A 19549-nucleotide genomic window follows, 5' to 3' on the forward strand; every position below is an offset into this window, starting at 1 on the left:
GCAGGATGGTGCGGAGCCGACCCGGGAGGACACGATGACGGTCACCGCCGACGACCTGGACCGGGCGGCCGCGTGCGTGGCGGCGTCGCTCGCGTCGGTGACCGGGGCGGACTGGTCCCGACCCGCCGGCGGGCTGGACTGGGACTGCCGGCACACCGCCGAGCACCTGGCCGACACCCTGCTGTCGTACGCGGCGCAGGTGGTGTCCCGCCCGGCCGACCGGTTCGTGCGCCTCGCCGCCGTGGTGGAGCCCGGCGCCTCGCCGGCCGAGATGGTCGAGTGCGTGACCTGCGCGGCCGGGTTGCTCGCGCTGGCGGTCCGTGGCACCCCGGCCGGGGTGCGGGCGTTCCACCCGTCCGGCCAGGCCGACCCGGCCGGTTTCGCCGCGATGGGCGTGGCCGAGGTGCTGCTGCACGGCGAGGACATCGCCGCCGGTCTGGGCACGACCGTCGACGCGCCCCGACCGGTCTGCGCGCGGGTGGTGGCGCGGCTCTTCCCCGACGTGGCGCCCGGCTTGGCCGGCGTCGACCCGTGGGCGGCGCTGCGCTGGTGCGCCGGCCGCGCCGACCTGCCCGCCCGCCCCCGCCGCCACACCTGGCAGTGGCGCGGCGCCCCCCTCGGCGGCTGACCTCCCTCCCCTCGCCACGCCGATCTTGCACTTGGTGCCCCCGAGACGTCACATTGGTGGCTTTTGCCGGGGCAGGAAGTGCAAGATCGCGGGTGGCGGGTGGCGGGTGGCGGGTGGCGGGTGGCGGGTGGCGGGTGGTGGTGGTCGTTTGGTGGGGGTGGGGGCGGGTACTCGCCGGGGCCGGCGGGGCGGCGCGGGGTCGCGGCGGTCGGCGGGGAGGGGAGGGGCGGCGTGCGGTTTCCCCTGTTCGTCGATGCGGTGGCGCGTCGGGCCGAGTTGCCCACCGATGACGCCGCGACGATCTCCCGGGCGGTGCTGCAGACCCTCGCCGAGCGGATCACCGCCGACGAGTCGGCCGATCTCGCCGCCCAGTTGCCGGACGACGTCGGCGGCTACCTGTCGGCGTCCGACCGGGGCGGGGCGACCGGCGCCGCGGTGGACTTCCTCTACCGGGTGGCGGAGCGGGCCGCGGTGGACCCGGCGGTCGCCGAGGTGGGCGTGCGGGCGGTGCTCACCACATTGCGCGAAACGGTCACAGTCGGCGAATTCGAGGACCTGGTGGCGCAGCTTCCGCGGGGTTTCGACGCAATGGTGGACCCCATTCCGCGCCCGCCGTACGATGTCTGAGCAGGCTCCCCGTGACCCGGGTCGAGCTGCCGAGCAGAGGCCGCGAGACGAAAATTTGACGGCCCGGAAGTATTTTCACCGTAAAATAACTCGCCAGTAGCCACCTACGCTGAAAATCGTCTACGCGCTAGAGGGATGATCGGACGAATTCCTCCGTCCGAGGTACCACGCGCCCTCCCACCTTCGGCTCAACCCGCATCGATGCTCTTCCGATCGAGAGATTGAGCTTTATTCTGCTTCCAATGTGAAGTCCTGGGGGGGATCAATGGTCACATTCGTCGATTGCTGCGTGCCTGCCGTCAGTGGAGCGCAACCCGCATCCTGACATGGCAGAGACGATGATCATCAATCGTTTCGGCGCGGTCGCAGCGGTCCACGGTGGCCGTCCGGCGCTTCTCGGTGAGACCCACGAGGTCGGTTACGCCGAGTTGGCCGGTGCGGCCGGCGGGAACGCGGCCGTGCTCGTCGCCGCCGGTCTCCGGCCGGGCGACCGCGTCGCGCTGCTCACCACGCACGGCGCGCCGACCGTCGCCGCGCTGCTCGGCACGCTCGCCGCCGGGTGCGCCTACGTGCCGCTGGACCCGGGGTTCCCGGTCGCCCGCCTGCGGCACATGGTCACCGCCGCCGGGGTCACCGCCGTGGCGTGCGCCGCGGAGCACCGGGAGCTGGCCCGTGAGCTGGCCGACGGGCGTATCGTGGTGCCGCTGGACGACGCGCCGCCGGCCCCGCTGCGACCGGTCCCGGTCGACCCGGACGCGCTGGCGTACGTGCTGTTCACCTCCGGCTCCACCGGCGTGCCCAAGGCGGTCGGCCAGACCCACCGCAACCTGGCCCACGTGGTCGACAACCAGATCGAGGCGCTCGCCGTCGGCCCGGCCGACCGGCTCAGCCTGCTCGCCTCGTTCAGCTTCGACGCCGCCATCCCCGACCTCTACCCGGCGCTGCTCACCGGCGCCGCGGTCGTCCCGGTCGACCTGCGCCGGCAGGGCCTGGCGTACGCGGTCGAGCAGCTCGACCGGCACCGCACCACCGTGCTGCACTGCACGCCCACCGTCTACCGGTTCCTGCTCGACACGCTCGGCGAGCGCCGGCTGGCCTCGGTGCGCGCGGTGCTGCTCGGCGGCGAGCAGGCCACCTGGGCCGACGCCGCGCGTGGCCGGGACCGGTTCGCCCCCGACTGCGTGCTGGTCAACGGCTACGGGGCGACCGAGATGACGTTCGCGGCCCGGCACCTGCTGCCGCTGTCCGGGGTGGACCCGACCGCCGTCGGGCCGCTGCCGGTCGGCACCGCGTTCCCCGGTTACCGGCTCGACCTCGACCCGGACACGGCCGAGATCGTGGTCCGCAGCCGCCACCTCGCGCCCGGCTACCTCAACCAGGACAGCGACCGCTTCGCCGTCGGCGAGGGCGGCGTGCGGTCGTACCGCACCGGCGACCTCGGCCGGCGGCTGCCCGGCGGCGAACTGGTCTGCCTGGGCCGGCTCGACCGGCAGGTCAAGGTGCGCGGGCACCGGGTCGAGCTCACCGAGATCGAGGCCGTGCTCGCCGGGCGGCCCGGCGTGGCCGGCGTCCGCGCCATCGCCCGCGACGGCGAGCTGCTGGCGTACGTCCGGCCGGCCGGCGTCCGCCCCGACCCGGCCGCGTTGCGGGCGGCGCTGGCCGCCGCCCTGCCCGACTACGCCGTGCCCCGCGCGGTGGTCGTGGTCGACGAGTTCCCGCTCACCGTCAGCGGCAAGGTCGACGAGCGGGCGCTGCCCGACCCGGCCGCCGAGGTGCCCGCCGAGGCGGCGCCGGCCACCGAGACCGAACGCGCCGTGCACGACATCTGGTGCGCCGTGCTCGGCCGACCGGCGGTCGGCCGCACCGACAGCTTCTTCGACGTGGGCGGGCAGTCGTTGCTGCTGGGCCGGGTGCAGCAGCGGATCGCCGAGCGGTTCGGGGTGCGGCTGCCGATGCTGCGCCTGTTCGACCACCCCACCGTCGCCGCCCAGGCGGCGTTGCTCGACGCCCCGCCCGACGCGGTCCGCGCCCCGCTGCTGCCCGCGCCCGCCGCCCCGGTCAGCGCCGCGCGCGACTACACCGGCGACGAGATCGCCGTGGTCGGCGTCGCCGGCCGCTTCCCCGGCGCGCCCGACGTGGCGACGTTCTGGTGGAACCTCTGCACCGGGGTGGACTCGATCCACGACCACACCGACGAGGAGTTGGCCGCGCTCGGCGTGGGTCCGCGCCTGCGCGCCGACCCCCGGCACGTCCGCGCCACCGGGCGGCTCGACGGGGTGACCGACTTCGACGCCGAGTTCTTCGCGTTCGGCGCCGACGAGGCCGCCCGCACCGACCCCCAGCACCGTCTCTTCCTGGAGACCGCGTGGGAGGCGCTGGAGGACGCCGGGCACGACCCGCGACGCTTCCCGGGTCTGGTCGGCGTCTACTCCGCCACCTCCGCCAACCGCTACTTCCTGTTCCACCTGATGGACAACCCGGCGGTGGTCGGCGACGTCGACCCGGACGACTGGGAGGCACGGCTGGTCGGCCGGCAGTTCACCGACCACCTGCCCGGCCAGGTGGCGTACCGTCTCGGCCTGACCGGGCCGGCGCTGGCCGTGCAGAGCGCCTGCTCCAGCTCGCTGGTGGCGGTCTGCCTGGCCGCGCAGAGCCTCGCCGACTACCAGTGCGACCTCGCGCTGGCCGGCGGTGCCACCGTCACGTGGCCGCGGCAGCGGGCCACCCCCGGCGGCCTCGCCTCGCCCGACGGCCGGTGTCGCGCCTTCGACGAGGCCGCCGACGGCTCCGGATTCGGCTCCGGTGCCGGCGTGGTCGCGCTGCGTCGGCTGGCCGACGCGCAGGCCGACGGCGACCGGATCTACGCGATCCTGCCCGGCTGGGCGGTCACCAACGACGGCCCGGACCGGGCCGGGTTCGCCGTGCCCGGCCCGGCCGGGCAGGCCGCCGCCGTGGCCAACGCGCTCGCCACCGCCGAGGTCGCCCCCGGCGAGGTACGCCTCGTCGAGGGCCACGGCAGCGGCACCCCGCTCGGCGACGCCATCGAGGTGGCCGCGCTGCACGAGGTGTACGCCGGTGCCGCGCCGGCCGGCACCTGCGCGCTCGGCTCGGTGAAGACGAACATCGGCCACCTCGACGCCGCCGCCGGCATCGCCGGGCTGATCAAGACCGTGCTCGCCGTGCGCCACGGCGTGATCCCGCCGAACCTGCACTTCACCCGCCCGCACCCGGAGATCGACCTGGCCGCCGGCCCGTTCTACGTGCCGACCAAGGCCCGGGACTGGCCGGACGGCGGGCGTCGGGTCGCCGGGGTGAGCGCGTTCGGCCTCGGCGGCACCAACGCCCACGTGGTGGTGGAGCAGCCGCCGCCGGTCGAGCCGGTCGACCCGCCCGGGGACGGGCCGTGGCTGCTGCCGGTCTCCGCGCGTACCCCGGTGGCGTTGCGGGCGGCGCTGGCCCGGCTGCGGGCCCACCTGGCCGGCGCCGCGCCGGCGCTGCCCGAGGTGGCCGCCACGCTGGCGCTCGGGCGGCGTCCGTTCGCCCACCGGGCGGCTGTGGTCGCCGCCGACCTGCCCGCCGCGCTGTCCGCGCTGGACGTGCTGCTCGCCACCGACGCCCGGACGGCCGGCGACGCCGGGCCGTTGCGCGAACTGGCCGCCGACTGGGTGGCCGGGCGTGACGTCGACTGGGACGCCCTGCACCCCGAGGGCGCCGTCCGGCGTACCGGGCTGCCCACCTACCCGTTCCAGCGCCGCCGGCACTGGATCGACCCCGTGCAGAGAGGCCCGCGGTGAACTGGTTCGTCTCCACCGGAAGCCGACCCGAGGCGCCGGTGCGGTTGTTCTGCCTGCCCTACGCCGGCGCGGGCGCCAGCGCGTTCCGGCGCTGGCCGGCCGCGTTCGACCCGGGCGTCGAGGTGCTGCCCGTGCAGCTGCCCGGCCGGGAGAACCGGATCACCGAGGATCCACGCTTCTCGGTCGCCGAGGTCGCCGACGCCATCGCCTCCCGGGCCGACCGCCCGTACGCGATCTACGGCCACTCGATGGGCGGCCGCCTCGGCTTCGAGGTGGTGCGGGAGCTGCGCCGCACCGGCCGGCCGCTGCCGCTGCGGCTCTACGTCGGCGGCGCCCGCGCCCCGCACGTCGCCGCGCCGGGGCTCTTCGACGGGTTGTCCCGGGCCGACGACGACGAGTTGCTGCGCCGCCTCGGCGACGGCGGCGGCCTCCCGGCGGAGCTGCTGGAGCATCCGGAGCTGGTGGAACTGCTGCTGCCGCTGCTGCGGGCCGACTTCGGCCGGGTGGACGACTATCGCTACGTCCCGGGTGAGCCGCTGCCGGTGCCGATCGTCGCGTTCGCCGGTGACCACGACCGGGCGGTCACCCGCGAGCAGAACGCGGCCTGGGCGGAGCACACCGCCGCCGGGTTCACCCTGCACGAGCTGGCCGGTGGGCACTTCTTCCTGCACGACCGGCTCGCCGAGCTGGCCGCGCTGATCCGGGCCGACCTGCCCGCCGCGCCGGCTACCGCGACGACGCCGGGTGCCGCGACGACGCCGGGTGCCGCGACGACACCGGCTACCGCGACGACGCCGGGTGCCGCGACCGCCGCGCCCGGCGACCCGACCACCCGCGCCGCGACACCGGGCGCGGGTCCGGCACCGGTGCGCGCCGCCGGCCGCGGGACCGCCGGCGGTGCGCACCGGGTGCCGCTCGGCGACACCGGCTGGTCGGTGTGGCGCGACGCGATGCTGCGGACCACCGGCTTCCCCGCCGACGGGCTGGAACTGCTGAGCGCGCCGCGGGCCGCGGCGGCCGCCGACGAGCTGCTCGCCACCGGCACCGGCGAGGACCGCTTCGACAAGGAGTTCGACGAGGCGGTGCGCGCCGGGGCCGAGCTGCTCAACGCGCTGGCCGCCGACCCGCTGCTGCGCGAGGCGGTCACCTGGCAGAACCGGGGTGCCCTGGTCGCGCTGGACGGGCTGGTGCGCGGCGGCGCCGAGGCGCCCCGCAACGTGCGCCGGCGGGACCGGGAACGGGCGCTGCTCAAGTACTGGCAGCGCTACGGCGGCAAGAACGAGACGGTCGGCTTCTTCGGCCCGAGCTGCTGGGTCACCGTCGACCCCGACGAGCCGGAGGTTGCCCGGGTCAACCCTGGTGACCGGCTGACCCGGCGGCGCTGGGTGTGGTTCGAGTCGTGGGCGCTGACCGCGTACGCCGACCGGATCGGCGCGGACCTGGCGGTGCGCCGCTGGTGGCCGCCGGCGCTGCGGCCCCACCTGGCGATCCGGGACCGGGCCGTGCTGCGGCCCGGCCGCCCGCCGCTGACGCTCACCCCGGTCGAGGCCGCGCTGCTGCACGCCGCCGACGGCCGTCGCCCCGCCGCCGACCTGGTCGCCGACCCGGCGATCGGGCTGCGCCGGCCAGAGGACGGCTACGCGCTGCTCGACCGGCTGGTGGAACGGGAGTTGATCACCTGGGACGCGGCGCTGCCGGTGAGCCCGGACGCGGAGCGGGTGCTGGCCGAGCGGATCGCCGCGATCGGCGACGAGCCGGCCCGCGTCGCCGCCCGGGCCGGCTTCGACCGGCTGCGCGCCGCCCGCGACGCGGTGGCCGGGGCGGCCGGCGACCCGGTGCCGCTGCGGGCCGCGCTGGACGCCCTCGACGCCACGTTCACGGAGCTGACCGGCGCGCCCGCGGCGCGCCGCGCCGGCCAGATGTACGCCGGTCGCACGATCTGCTACGAGGACACCGCCCGCGACCTCGACGTGGTCTTCGGTGCCCCGCTGCTGGCCGAGCTGGCCGCCCCGCTGGACGTGCTGCTGCGCGCGGCCCGCTGGCTGGCCAACGCGCTCGCCGACGCCTACCTCGGCGTGCTGCGCGGCCTCCACGACGAGTTGCGCGCCGAGTCCGGCGGCCCGGTCGCGCTGGCCGACCTGTGGTTCCTCGCGCAGGGCATGTTCTGGGGCGGCGGCGAGCGGCCGGTCGACGCGGTGGCGGCCGACTTCGCGGCCCGCTGGGCCGGGCTGTTCGGCCTGGACACGCTGCCCGCCGGGGCCACCGCTGTCGAGCTGCGCGCGGCCGACCTGACCGAGCGGATCGACGCGGTCTTCCCGGGCACCCGGCCGACCTGGTCCAACGCCGCCATGCACAGCCCCGACCTGCAGATCTGTGCCACCGACGAGGCGGCGCTGCGGCGCGGGGACTACACCGTGGTGCTCGGCGAGCTGCACGCGGCCTGGTCGTCGTTCGACTGCGCGGTCTTCACCCCGTCGCACCCGCAGGTGGAGCGGCTGCGCGACGCGCTCGCCGCCGACCTGGGCGAGCGGCGGATCCGGTTGCTCTTCCCGGCCGACTGGCCGCGCCGGACCAGCCGCACCGCGGAGTCACTGACCGGCCCGACCGATCGGCAACTGGCCTTCCTCGACGCGCCGGGCGCCGACCCGGCCCGGGTGCTGCCCACCGTGGACCTCGCCGTCGACGAGACCGACGGCGAGCTGGTCGCCACCGCGTCGGACGGGCTGCGCTGGCCACTCGCCGAGATCTTCGCCGAGGCGTTCAGCGCGCACGCGGTGGACGGCTTCAAGCTGGTCGCCGCCGCGCCGTACACGCCCCGGATCACCGTGGACCGGCTGGTGGTGGCCCGGCAGACCTGGCGTACCACGGTGGGGGAGAGCGGCCTGACCACCGCCACCGGTGAGCGGCAGCGCTTCCTCGCCGTCCGGGACTGGCGACGCCGGCTCGGCCTGCCCGAGCAGGTCTACGTCAAGCTGGGCACCGAGACCAAGCCCTGCTTCGTCGACCTGTCGGCGCCCGGGTTCGCCGCCATGCTCTGCGCGCTGGTGCGGGCCGCGCGCGTCGACGGCGGCGACGCGGTCCCGCTCACGGTCAGCGAGATGCTGCCCGCCCCGGACCAGGCCTGGGTGCCCGACGCCGCGGGCCGGCGCTACTTCAGCGAGCTGCGCCTGCACATCACCGACGCCGGGCGGGAGGACGCGCGGTGAGCCACCTGGTGCCCCTGGGCGAGACCGGCTGGTCGGTGTGGCGGGACGTGGTCCTGCGTACCGCCGGGTTCCCGGCCGCCGGGTTGGACCGGTTCGCCGCGCCGGAGTGCGCCGCCGCCGCCGACGGGCTGCTGGCCGGCGCCGGCACCGTCGAGGTGTTCGACAAGACGCTGCGCGAGGCGTTCGCCGAGTCGTCGGCGGTCGCCGGCGAGCTGGCCGCCGACCCGCTGCTGCGCGAGGCGGTCACCTGGCAGAACCCGGACATGCTGATCGCGCTGGACGGCCTGCTGCGCACCGATCCGCAGGTGCGCAACGTGCGCCGGCGCAAGCGGGAGCTGAGCGTGCTGCGCTACTGGCAGCGCTACTGCGGCAAGGCCGAGACGATCGGCTTCTTCGGCCCGGTCTGCTGGGGCACCGTCGACCCGACGGTGCGCGGCGTGCGGACCGCGCCCGGCGCGACGCTGGTGCACCGCCGCCGGGTGTTCTTCGAGGCGTGGGCGCTGATCGCGTACGCCGACCGGCTCGCCGACGACCTGGCGGTGCGCCGGTGGTGGGCGCCGGCGCTGCAACCGCACCTGACCGTCGCCGGCCGGGAGCTGCGCTGGCCGCTGCACCCGCCGATCGCGCTGACCCCGGTGGAGACCCGGCTGCTCGCCGACTGCGACGGGCGCACGCCGGCGCGGGAGCTGGCCGAGCGGCTGTGCGCCGAGGGGGCGGTGCACGGCGCCGACGACGTCTACCTGCTGCTCGACCGGTGGGTCGAGCGCGGCCAGCTGAGCTGGGGCGCGAACCTGCCGATCGCCCCGGACGCCGAGGAGGTGCTCGCCGCGCGGATCGCCGCCATCGGCGACGAGCCGGTCCGCGCCGCGACCGCCGCGGAGTTCGACCGGCTGCGGGCCGCCCGCGACGAGGTGGCGGCCGCGGCCGGCGACCCGGGCCGGCTCGGCGCCGCGCTCGCCGCGCTCAACGCGGAGTTCACCGCGGTCACCGGGCGCCCGGCCACCCGCAACAGCGGACAGATGTACGCGGCGCGCACGGTCTGCTATGAGGAGACCGCCCGGGACCTGGAGTTCCGGATCGGCTCGGCGGTCACCGACGCGCTCGCCGAACCGCTCGCGGTGGTGCTGCGCACCGCCCGCTGGTTCACCATGCGGGTGGCCGAGCGCTGCGGCGGCCTCTTCACCGAGCTGCACGAGGAACTGGCCGACGGCGGCGCGCCGGTGCGGCTGGCCGACCTGTGGCTGCTGGCCCAGGGCACGCTGATCGCCCCGGACGGCCCGATCGGGCTCGCCGGGCGGGAGCTGACCGAGCGGTGGGCCGAGCTGTTCGGCCTGCGTGACCTGCCCGCCGGGCAGGCCGAGCTGCGGGTGCGCGCGGCGGACCTGGCGCAGCGGGTGCGGGAGCTGTTCCCGGCCGACGCCCCCGGCTGGCCGTCGGCCCGGCTGCACAACCCGGACGTCCAGCTCGGCGCCGCCTCACCGGAGGCGGTCGAGCGGGGCGAGTTCCTGCTCGTGCTCGGCGAGCTGCACCCCGCCTCGGTGGCGTTCGACAGCGCGGTGCTCAGCCCGTTCCACCCGGACCCGGCCGCGTTGCGCGCCGACCTCGACGCCGACCTCGGCCCGGTGCGGCTGCGGGTGCTCTGGCCGGACAGCTTCCCCCGGCGGACCACCCGCACCACGTACGCGCTGACCGGCCCGGCGGACCGCCAGCTCGGCATCGACACCGCGCACGGCGCGGACACCGACCGGTTGGTCCCGGCCACCGCGGTGGTGGTGGAACGGGACGGCGACCGGCTCACCGCGGTCTTCCCGGACGGTGCCCGCTGGCCCCTGATGGAGGTCTTCGCCACCCTGCTCGGCTCGCTGCTGCTGGACGCGTTCAAGCTGTTCGGGGCGGCGCCGCACACGCCCCGGATCACCATCGACCGGCTGGTGGTGGCCCGGCGCACCTGGCGCACCACGGCCGGGGAGTGCGGGCTGGGCGGCCACCCCGACGAGCACGCCCGCTACCTGGCGGTGCGTCGCTGGCGGGCGGCCACCGGCCTGCCCGAGCGGGTGTTCGTCAAGGTGGGCACCGAGATCAAACCCTGTTACGTGGACCTGACCGGCCCGCTGTACGCGCAGTCGCTCTGCGCCATGGTGGACGCCGCGCTGCGCACCGGCGCGGACGTGCCGGTGGTGGTCTCCGAGCTGCTGCCCGCCCCCGCCGAGGCCTGGGTGCCCGACGCCCGGGGCCGCGGCTACGTCAGTGAACTCCGCCTCCAGATCACCGATCCGGCCGAGCACCTGGGAGCACACCGGTGACCGACACCCTGACCGTCAGCGCCGCCTCCGGGGCGGACCTGCCCTGGCCGGACGCGACCCTCGCCGACCTGATCACCGACCGGGCCGCCCGGGTGCCGGACGCGGTGGCGGTACGCCAGTGGGACACCCGGCTCACCTACCGGCAGCTCGTCGAGCGGGCCGCCGGGGTGGCCGCCGCGCTGCACGCGCACGGTGTCGGCCGGGGCGACCGGGTCGGCGTGTGCGGGGCCCGCACCCCGGACCTGGTGGTGACCGTGGTCGGTGTGCTGCTGGCCGGCGCCGCGTACGTGCCGCTGGAGCCGGGCGGCCCGCGGGACCGGTTGCGCGAGATCGCCCGGGACGCCGGCGTGCGGGTGGTGGTCGGCGACGCGGCGGTGGCCGAGTTCGGTGACGAGCCCGACGTCGAGGCGCTGGGCCTGCCCGGCCCGGCACCGCTCGCGCCCTGCCCGGCCCGCCCCGGGGACCCGGCGTACGTGCTGTTCACCTCCGGCTCCACCGGCCGCCCCAAGGGCGTGCTCACCACCCACCGCAACGCTGTCGAGTTCGTCACCGGGGTGACCGCGCTGACCGGCGCGGACGCGTCGATGCGCAGCCTCGGCATCGCCTCGCTCGGGTTCGACGCGGCCACCATGGACCTGTTCGTGCCGCTGACCCTCGGCGGCGCGGTGCAACTGCTCGGCGCCGACGACCGGGCCGACCCGGCCCGGCTGGCCCGGTTCGTCGCCGCGCACGAGGTGACCTGGGGCTTCATCACGCCGACCGTGCTCGCCCTGCTCGATCCGGCGGACGCGCCGTCGTGGCGGGTGCTGCTCTGCGGCGGCGAGGCGGTCCCGGCCGAGTTGGTCGCCCGCTGGTCGCCCGGCCGGCGGTTCCTCAACGGCTACGGGCCGACCGAGACCACCGTGCTGGCGGTCGGCGGTGACCTCACCCCGGCCGACACCGACCCGGTGCCGATCGGCCGGCCGCTGCCCAACCACCGCGCCTACGTGGTCGACGCCCAGCTGCGGCCGGTGCCGCCGGGGGAGACCGGCGAGCTGCTGATCGGCGGGCCGGGTCTCGCCGACGGGTACCTCAACCGGCCCGCGTTGACCGCCGAGCGGTTCGTGCCCGACGAGTTCGGCAACGTCCCGGGCGCGCGGCTCTACCGCACCGGCGACCTGGTCCGGCAGGCACCGGACGGTCGGATCGTCTACCTGGGCCGGGCCGACCGGCAGGTCAAGGTGCGCGGCCAACGCATCGAGCTGGGCGAGATCGAGGCGGTGCTGGCCGCCCACCCGGGCGTCGAGCGGGTCGTCGTGGAGGCGGTGCCCGGCCCGGCCGGCACCGAGCTCGTCGCGTTCCTCACCCCGGCCGCCGCGCCGGACGACGACGTGCTGCGGGCGTACGCCGAGCAGCGGCTGACCGCCGCGATGCTGCCGGCCCGGACGGTGCGGCTGGCCGCGCTGCCGGTCAGCCCGACCACCGGGAAGCTGGACCGGCCGGCGCTGCGCGAGCTGGCCGCCACCGCCGCGCCGGCCGACGTCACACCGGACGGCGGCGACCCGGTCGAGGTCGCGGTCCGGCGACTGTGGACCCGGCTGCTCGGCGTCGTGCCCGCGCCGGACAGCGACTTCCTCGCCGCCGGCGGCAACTCGATCGCCGCGATGCGGCTGGTCGCCGCGCTGCGCGCGGAGACCGGCCGCCAGGTGGACACCCGGGTGTTGTTCACCGACCGCACGTTCGCCGCGCTCGTCGACCGGGTCCGCGCCGCCGACCCGGCCGGCGGCGACGGCCTGACCACCGGCAACCCGCCCACGCTCTCCCCGCCGCAGCGGCGACTGTGGTTCATGGACCAGCTCGCGCCGTCGAGCGCGCCCTACAACATCGCGGTCGCGCACCGGCTGCGCGGACCGCTCGACGTCGCCGCGCTCGGCGCCGCCCTGCGCGTGGTGGCGGAACGGCACGACGTGCTGCGCTGGCGCATCGCCCAGCAGGGCGGCGTGCCCTACGCGGTGCGCGAGGAGCCGACCGACGTGGCGGTGCCGGTGGTCGACCTGACCGCCTCCGCCGCCGGGGACGCGGAGCTGGCAGCCATGCTCGCGGCCGGCGCCGGGCACGCGTTCGACCTGGCCACCGGCCCGCCCTGGCAGGTGACCGTCTACCGGCTCGCGGCCGAGGAGCACGTGCTGGCGGTGACCGTGCACCACGCGGTCTTCGACGGCTGGTCCGAGGCGCTGCTCTACGACGAGCTGGCGACCGCGTACGACCGGGCGCTGGGCCGGCCGACGCCGGGCCGCCCGCCGCTGCCCGCCACGTACGCCGACTACGCGGTGTGGCGGGAGGACCGCGACCGTCGGCGGGGCGAGGCCGACCTGGCCTGGTGGACCGGGCACCTCGCCGGCGCGCCGACCGTGCTGGAGCTGCCCCGCGACCGGCCCCGCCCGGCCGTGCAGACGTACGCCGGCGCGGAGGCCGCGGTCGCGCTGGACGAGTCGGCCGACCGGGCGGTCCGTGACCTGGCCGCCCGGCGGGGGACCACCGTCGCGGCCGTGCTGCTGGCCGGCTTCGGCGAGCTGCTGCGCCGGCTCACCGGCGGTGCCGACCACGTGCTCGGCGCGATCGTCGCGGACCGGCGCCTCGCCGCGTTCGACGAGGTGATCGGGTTCTTCATCGACACCGTGCCGGTGCGGGTGCGCGCCGGCGGCAGCTTCGCCGAGCAGGTCGACAGGTGCGCCGCCGAGCTGCACGAGGTGACCGCGCACCCGGGCGCGCCGCTGGAACGCATCGTGGAGGCGCTCGGCGTCGGCCGGGACACCTCCCGGGCCCCGCTGGTGCAGGTGCTGTTCAACGTGCTCAACTTCGTTCCGCCCCGGCTGACCCTGGCCGACCTCACCGTCGAGGCGGTGCCGGTGCCGAAACCGGGGTCACCGTTCGACCTCACGGTCTACGTGGTGGAGCGCGACGGCCGCGCCGGCGTCGAGGTGGTGCACAACCCGGACCTGTTCGAGGCCGAGCGGATCACCGCGCTCCTGGCCGACCTGGCCGCCCTGGTCGGCGCGCTCGCCGCCGACCCGGACGCGCCGGCCGGCGAGGTGGCCGCCGAGCTGCCCCGCCCGGCGGTCCGGGTGGCCGCGCTCGGCGCGATGACCGTGGTCGCCGCCGAGCCGGCCCGGGCGCCGCTGCCCGCCGGGCCGGACGCGCTCACCGCGACCGAGGAGCTGATCGCCGGCATCTGGCGGGACGTGCTCGGCCGGGACACCGTCGGCGTGGCCGACAACTTCTTCGACATCGGCGGCCACTCGATGGCCCTCGCCGCGGTGCACGCCCGGCTCACCGAGGCCACCGGCCGCTCGATCACCATGCTCGACCTGTTCCGTCACCCGACCGTGCGCGCGCTCGCCGCCAGCCTCGACGGCGCCGCCGAACGGCCGGAACTGGCCCGCGCCGCGCTGCGCGCCGCCGCCCGGCGGGGCCGCGCCCGCCGTACCCCGCCACCCCGCCGACCTCACCAGCCGTGATGCCGCAACCCCGTGCGAATGAAGGACGACCTCCCATGCAGAACGACATTCCCGCCGCCGACGACGGCATCGAACCCATCGCCATCGTCGGGTTGGCCGCCCGCCTGCCCGGCGCGGCAGACGTCGACGAGTTCTGGCGCAACCTGGTCGACGGCGTGGAGTCGACGACCGAGCTGACCCGCGAGGAGCAGCTCGCCCGTGGCGTCAGCGCCGACGAGGTCGACGACCCCAGCTGGGTGAACCGGGCCCCGCTCGTCGACGGCTACGACGAGTTCGACGCCGGCCTGTTCGGGATGACCGCCCGCGAGGCGGAGATCACCGACCCGCAGCACCGGCTGTTCCTGGAGAGCTGCTACACCGCGTTGCAGGACGCCGGCTACGACCCGGGCCGCTACGCCGGCGCGGTCGGCGTGTACGCGGGCACCGGCGGCACCACCTACCTGAACCGTTACGTGCTGCGCAACAAGCGGGTCGGCGGCAGCCCGCACGGCGCGGTCTCCATCGCCACCGGCAATTCGCCGAACTACGTGGCCACCAACGTGTCGTACCGGCTCGACCTGCGTGGCCCGAGCCTCACCGTGCACACCGCCTGCTCCACCTCGCTGGTGGCGTTCCACCTGGCCTGCGAGGCGCTGCGCAACGGCGAGTGCGACATGGCCCTGGCCGGCGGCGTCAACATCGAGCTGCCGCACGCCGGCTACCTCGGCATGGACGGCTTCACCTCGCCGGACGGGCGGTGCCGCCCGTTCGACGCCGACGCGAACGGCACGGTCTGGGGCAGCGGCGTCGGCGTCACCCTGCTCAAGCGCCTCTCCGACGCGATCGCCGACGGCGACACCATCCGCGCGGTGGTGCTCGGCAACGCGATCAACAACGACGGCGCCGGCAAGGTCGGCTTCACCGCACCCAGCATCGACGGGCAGGTGGAGGCCGTCGCCCAGGCCGTCGGGCTGGCCGGGATCGACCCGCGCAGCATCAGCTACGTCGAGGCGCACGGCACCGGCACCGCGCTCGGCGACCCGATCGAGATCGCCGCGCTCTCCGCCGTCTACACCCGTGACACCGATGACCGGGGCTGGTGCGGCATCGGCTCGGTGAAGTCCAACATCGGCCACCTCAGCCAGCCCTCCGGCATCGTCAGCGTGATCAAGACGGTGCTCGCCATGGAACACGGGCTGATTCCGCCGACCATCAACTACGAGACGCCGAACCCGGCCATCGACTTCGCCGACACCCCGTTCTACGTGGCGAACACGCTGACCAAGTGGGACGCCGACGGCGGGCCGCGCCGGGCCGGGGTCAGCTCGTTCGGCATCGGCGGCACCAACGCGCACGTCGTGCTGGAGGAGGCGCCGGCCGCGTACCGGTCGGAGCGGCGGGTCCGCCCCGCGCACCTGCTCCAGGTGTCGGCGAAGACCCTCACCGCGCTGGACGCCGCGGTCCGCGACCTCGCCGACCACCTGGAGCGCGCCACCGCCGGCGGCCCGGACCTGCTCGCCGACGTCGCGCACACGCTGCGGATCGGCCGGCAGCGCTACCCGCACCGGGCCGCCGTGGTCGCCGGCGACCCGCAGGCCGCCGCCGCCGCGCTGCGCGACCGGCGCAGGGCGCAGCGGGGCGTCGCCGACGGGCCCGCCCCCCGGGTGGCCTTCCTGTTCAGCGGGCAGGGCTCGCAGTACGCCGGCATGGGCGCCGAGCTGTACGCCGAGGACCCGACGTTCGCCGCCGCCGTCGACGAGTGCGCCGAACTGCTCCACCCCGAGCTGGGCCTGGACATCCGGGACCTGATCCTCGGCCGGGACCCGGAGGCGGCGACGAAGCTCACCGAGACCCGCTGGACCCAGCCCGCCCTGTTCACCGTCGAGTACGCGCTCGCCGCCGCGTGGCGCGCCGCCGGCGTCACCCCGGCCGCGATGATCGGCCACTCCATCGGCGAGTACGTGGCCGCCACCGTCGCCGGGGTGCTCAGCCTCCCCGACGCGCTGCGGGTGGTGGCCGCCCGGGGCCGGCTCATGCACGCCCTGCCGGCCGGGTCCATGCTGGCCGTCACACTCGACGAGTCGGCGGTCGCCGACCGGCTGCCCGAGGGCCTGTCGGTGGCCACCGTGAACGGCCCCGGCACCTGCGTGGTGGCCGGCGAGACCGCGCTGGTCGAGGCGTTCGCGGAGAGCCTGGGCAGCAAGAACAAGTCGAAGCTGCTGCGCACCTCGCACGCCTTCCACTCGCCGATGATGGACCCGATCCTCGACGAGTTCACCGCGCTGATGGCGAGCGTGCCGCTGCGCGCGCCGGCGATGCCGTTCGTGTCCAACGTGACCGGCACCTGGATCACCGACGCGCAGGCCACCGACCCGGCGTACTGGGCGGCGCACCTGCGCCGGCCGGTCCGCTTCGGCGCGTGCGTCGCCACCCTGCTCGCCGAGGGCACCTGGGCGCTGGTCGAGTGCGGTCCCGGCCGGCAGCTCGCCAACCTGGCCCGGATGCAGGTCGCCAAGGCCGGCGAGGCGCAGCGCGCGCTCACCCCGCTGGGCAGCCTGCCCGGGCCGGGGGAGCCCACCGGCGACCTGGCCACGCTGCTCGGCACCGCCGGCGCGCTGTGGTGCGCCGGGGCGCCGGTGGACCTGGCCGTCGACCCGGACGCGCGGCGGGTGCCGCTGCCCACGTACCCGTTCGAGCGGCGCCGCTACTGGGTCGACCCGGACCCGGTGCGCGCGGAGGCCGCGGCGCCGGTGGAGACCGGCCCCCGCCCGCTGCCGGAGTGGTTCGCCGTGCCGGTGTGGCGGCAGGCCGCGCCGGCCCGCGCGGTCGAGCCGCTCGGCCGCTGCCTGGTGCTGGCGGACGGCCCGCGCGGCGAGGCGCTCGTCGCCGCGTTGCGCGCCGCCGGCGACGACCCGGTCGAGGTACGCGCCGGCGCCGCGTTCACCGCCACCGCGACCGGCTTCCGGCTGCGCCCCGGCGCCCGGGAGGACGCCGAGGCGCTGGTCGCCGCGCTCGGCGCGGACCTGCCCCGGCGGATCGTGCACGCGTTCGCGCTCGACGGCGAACCGGCCGGCACCGACGTGGCCGCCGCCTGGGCGGCCCAGGAGCGCGGCTTCTTCGGCGCGCTGCACCTGGTGCAGGCGCTCGCCGGCGCCGGCCTGACCGCCGACGAGGCGGGTGTCCGCCTCGACCTGGTCACCGCCGGCATCGGCGACGTGCGCGGCGACGACCTGGTCCGGCCGGAGCACGCCACGCTCGCCGGCCTGGCCCGGGTGCTCCCGGTGGAGCTGCCCGGCCTCACCGTCCGGCTGCTCGACGCCGATCCCGCCGCGCGCGGGGTGGCCGCGCTCGCGGTGGAGCTGCGCAGCCCCGTCGACCCGGAGCACCCGGAGGTGGCACTGCGCCGCGACCGGCGCTGGGTGGCGGGGTACGAGCAGGTCACCGTGGCCGCCGAGGACGAGCCGGGCGTGCTGCGCGAGGAGGGCCGCTACCTGATCACCGGCGGTCTCGGCGGCATCGGCGTCACCCTGGCCGAGGACTTCGCCCGCCGGGCCCGCGCCAAGCTCGTGCTGCTGGCCCGCTCCGGCCTGCCCGAGCGCGACGACTGGGACGCGCACCTGGCGGTGCACGGCGGCGCGGACCGGGCCGGCCGGGCCATCGCGGCGATCCGCCGGATGGAGGCCGCCGGCGCGGAGGTGCTGGTGCTCGCCGCCGACGTCACCGACGCGGCGGACCTGCGCCGGGTGCGGGCCGAGGCGGAGCGCCGCTTCGGCGGGCTGGACGGCATCGTGCACGCCGCCGGCCTGCCCGGCGGCGGCATGGCCGAGGTCAAGGAGCGGGCCGAGGCGGAGCGGGTGCTCGCGCCGAAGCTCGCCGGCACGCTGGCGCTGGCCCAGGTCTTCGGCGACCTGCCGCTGGACTTCGTGGCGCTCTGCTCGTCGATCACCGCGGTGATCGGTGGGTTCGGCCAGGTCGACTACTGCGCCGCGAACAACGTGTTGGACGCGCTGGCCCGCTCGGGCGCCGGGTTCCGGGCGCCGGTGGTGTCGCAGAACTGGGGCGGCTGGGCCGAGGTCGGCATGGCGGTGGAGACCGCCGCGCCGGCCGCGTTCCGGGCCGCCGGGCGGGACACCGTGACCAGCGCGGTCACCCACCCGGTGCTGACCACGATGGTCGTCGGGCCGGACGGCACCGTGCTGCACGGGCTGGTCGCGGCGGACACCCACTGGCTGCTCGACGAGCACCGGATCGGCGGGGTGCCGGTGGTGCCCGGCACCGCCCACCTGGAGTCGGTGCGGGCCGCGGTGGTCGCCGCGCTGCCCGCGCCCGCGCCGGACGCCGCGGTGGAGCTGCGCGACGTGGTCTTCCTGGAGCCGTTCTCGGTGCCCGACGGCACCGTCGCCCAGTACCGGGTGGAGCTGGCCCCGACCGAGGACGGCGTGGACTTCACCGTGGCCAGCCTCGCCGCCGGCCGGCTGCGCCCGCACGTACGCGGCACCGCCGGCTGGACCACCGAGGCCGCGTCGCCGGCCGTACCGGCCGAGGTCGCCGGCCGGCGGGTCGACGACGACGCCTCGTTCGGGCGCGGTCGCACCAGCATGCTCACGTTCGGGCCGCGCTGGGCGGCGCTGGCCGAGCACCACCTCGCCGACGGGGAGGAGCTGGCCCGGGTGGAGGCGCCCGCCGCCGCACTGGGCGACCTGCCCGACTGGGGGCTGCACCCGGCACTGCTCGACGTGGCCACCGCGTTCGGCCGCGGCCAGGGCAGCGGCACCTACCTGCCGCTGTCCTACGGGCGGATCGTGGTGCGCGGGTCGCTGCCGGCGCGGTTCCACAGCCACCTGCGGCACCGGCCCGCGGCCACCGACGAGGTGGTCGCCGCCGACCTGTCGCTGCGCGACCCGGACGGCCGGGAGCTGGTCGCGATCAGCGACTTCGTGCTGCGTCGGGTGGACCAGGGCGCGGTCACCGGCAACCTCGCGGAGGCCGCGGAGGCGACCGACGCGCCGGCCGCGGTCACCGAGGACATCCGGCCGGTCGACGGCGCGGAGGCGTTCCGCCGCAGCCTCGCCGCCGGCCTGGGCGCGCAGGTGGTCATCGCCACCCGCACCGTCGCCGACATCCGGCGCCGGGCCGCCCGGGTCACCACGGACAGCCTGGCCGAGGAGACCGACGCCCCGGCCGGCCCGGCCACCGCCGGCGGCGGCTCGGCCGCGCCCGGCACCGAGCTGGAGAGGACCATCGCCCAGGTGTGGCGTGACGGCCTCGGTGTCACCGACGTCGGCGTCGACGACGACTTCTTCGCCCTCGGCGGCAACTCCCTGGTCGCCGTGCAGCTGATCGCCGCGATGCGCAAGGCGACCGGGGTGCGGCTGCCGATGCGCAGCCTCTTCGAGACCCCCACCGTGGCCGGACTGGCGGCCCGGATCGAGGAGCTTCGCGCCGAGACGCCCGCCGACCAACCGGCCGCCCCGGCGGCGATCCCGGCCATCCCGCGACTGCCCCGCGGCTGACA

General features: G+C 76.7%; 7 protein-coding genes. All 7 read left to right on the plus strand.

Annotation, left to right across the window (positions count from 1 at the left end; translation table 11 throughout):
• Positions 1 to 34: 34 nt before the first annotated feature.
• The 7 genes from GA0070213_RS17570 to GA0070213_RS17600 all read left to right on the plus strand — a co-directional run bounded on the left by GA0070213_RS17570 (position 35) and on the right by GA0070213_RS17600 (position 19547).
• Entirely contained in the window at positions 35 to 628 is a 594-nt protein-coding gene (locus GA0070213_RS17570; RefSeq protein WP_091064992.1) for a maleylpyruvate isomerase N-terminal domain-containing protein, read from the plus strand.
• A gap of 231 nt (positions 629 to 859) precedes the next feature.
• Positions 860 to 1255 carry a DUF2267 domain-containing protein gene (locus GA0070213_RS17575; RefSeq protein ID WP_091064994.1) on the plus strand — a complete coding sequence of 132 codons (396 nt, stop codon included), beginning with the start codon at positions 860 to 862 and terminating at the stop codon, positions 1253 to 1255.
• Positions 1256 to 1593: 338 nt separating this feature from the next.
• Entirely contained in the window at positions 1594 to 5049 is a 3456-nt protein-coding gene (locus GA0070213_RS17580; protein ID WP_245716438.1) for an AMP-binding protein, read from the plus strand.
• Complete coding sequence (locus GA0070213_RS17585; RefSeq protein WP_091065006.1) at positions 5046 to 8255, plus strand: thioesterase domain-containing protein; 3210 nt, start codon at positions 5046 to 5048, stop codon at positions 8253 to 8255. Before GA0070213_RS17580 ends, GA0070213_RS17585 begins: the two co-directional genes overlap by 4 nt.
• Positions 8252 to 10558, plus strand: a complete 2307-nt coding sequence (locus GA0070213_RS17590) for a lantibiotic dehydratase (protein WP_091065008.1) — start codon at positions 8252 to 8254, stop codon at positions 10556 to 10558. Before GA0070213_RS17585 ends, GA0070213_RS17590 begins: the two co-directional genes overlap by 4 nt.
• Entirely contained in the window at positions 10555 to 14055 is a 3501-nt protein-coding gene (locus tag GA0070213_RS17595; RefSeq protein ID WP_091065012.1) for a non-ribosomal peptide synthetase, read from the plus strand. The genes GA0070213_RS17590 and GA0070213_RS17595 overlap by 4 nt, the downstream gene beginning before the upstream one ends.
• 35 nt (positions 14056 to 14090) lie before the next feature.
• On the plus strand, positions 14091 to 19547 hold the full coding sequence (locus tag GA0070213_RS17600; protein ID WP_091065016.1) for a type I polyketide synthase: 5457 nt from the start codon (positions 14091 to 14093) through the stop codon (positions 19545 to 19547).
• Positions 19548 to 19549 lie beyond the last annotated feature (2 nt).

It is taken from the genome of Micromonospora humi, assembly GCF_900090105.1.
Taxonomy (GTDB): Bacteria; Actinomycetota; Actinomycetes; order Mycobacteriales; family Micromonosporaceae; genus Micromonospora; species Micromonospora humi.

Bases quoted from the DNA above. Each gene is read 5' to 3' on its own strand.
- GA0070213_RS17570 (WP_091064992.1), top strand. From the start codon at position 35: ATGACGGTCACCGCCGACGACCTGGACCGGGCGGCCGCGTGCGTGGCG.
- GA0070213_RS17580 (WP_245716438.1), top strand. From the start codon at position 1,594: ATGATCATCAATCGTTTCGGCGCGGTCGCAGCGGTCCACGGTGGCCGT.
- GA0070213_RS17600 (WP_091065016.1), top strand. From the start codon at position 14,091: ATGCAGAACGACATTCCCGCCGCCGACGACGGCATCGAACCCATCGCC.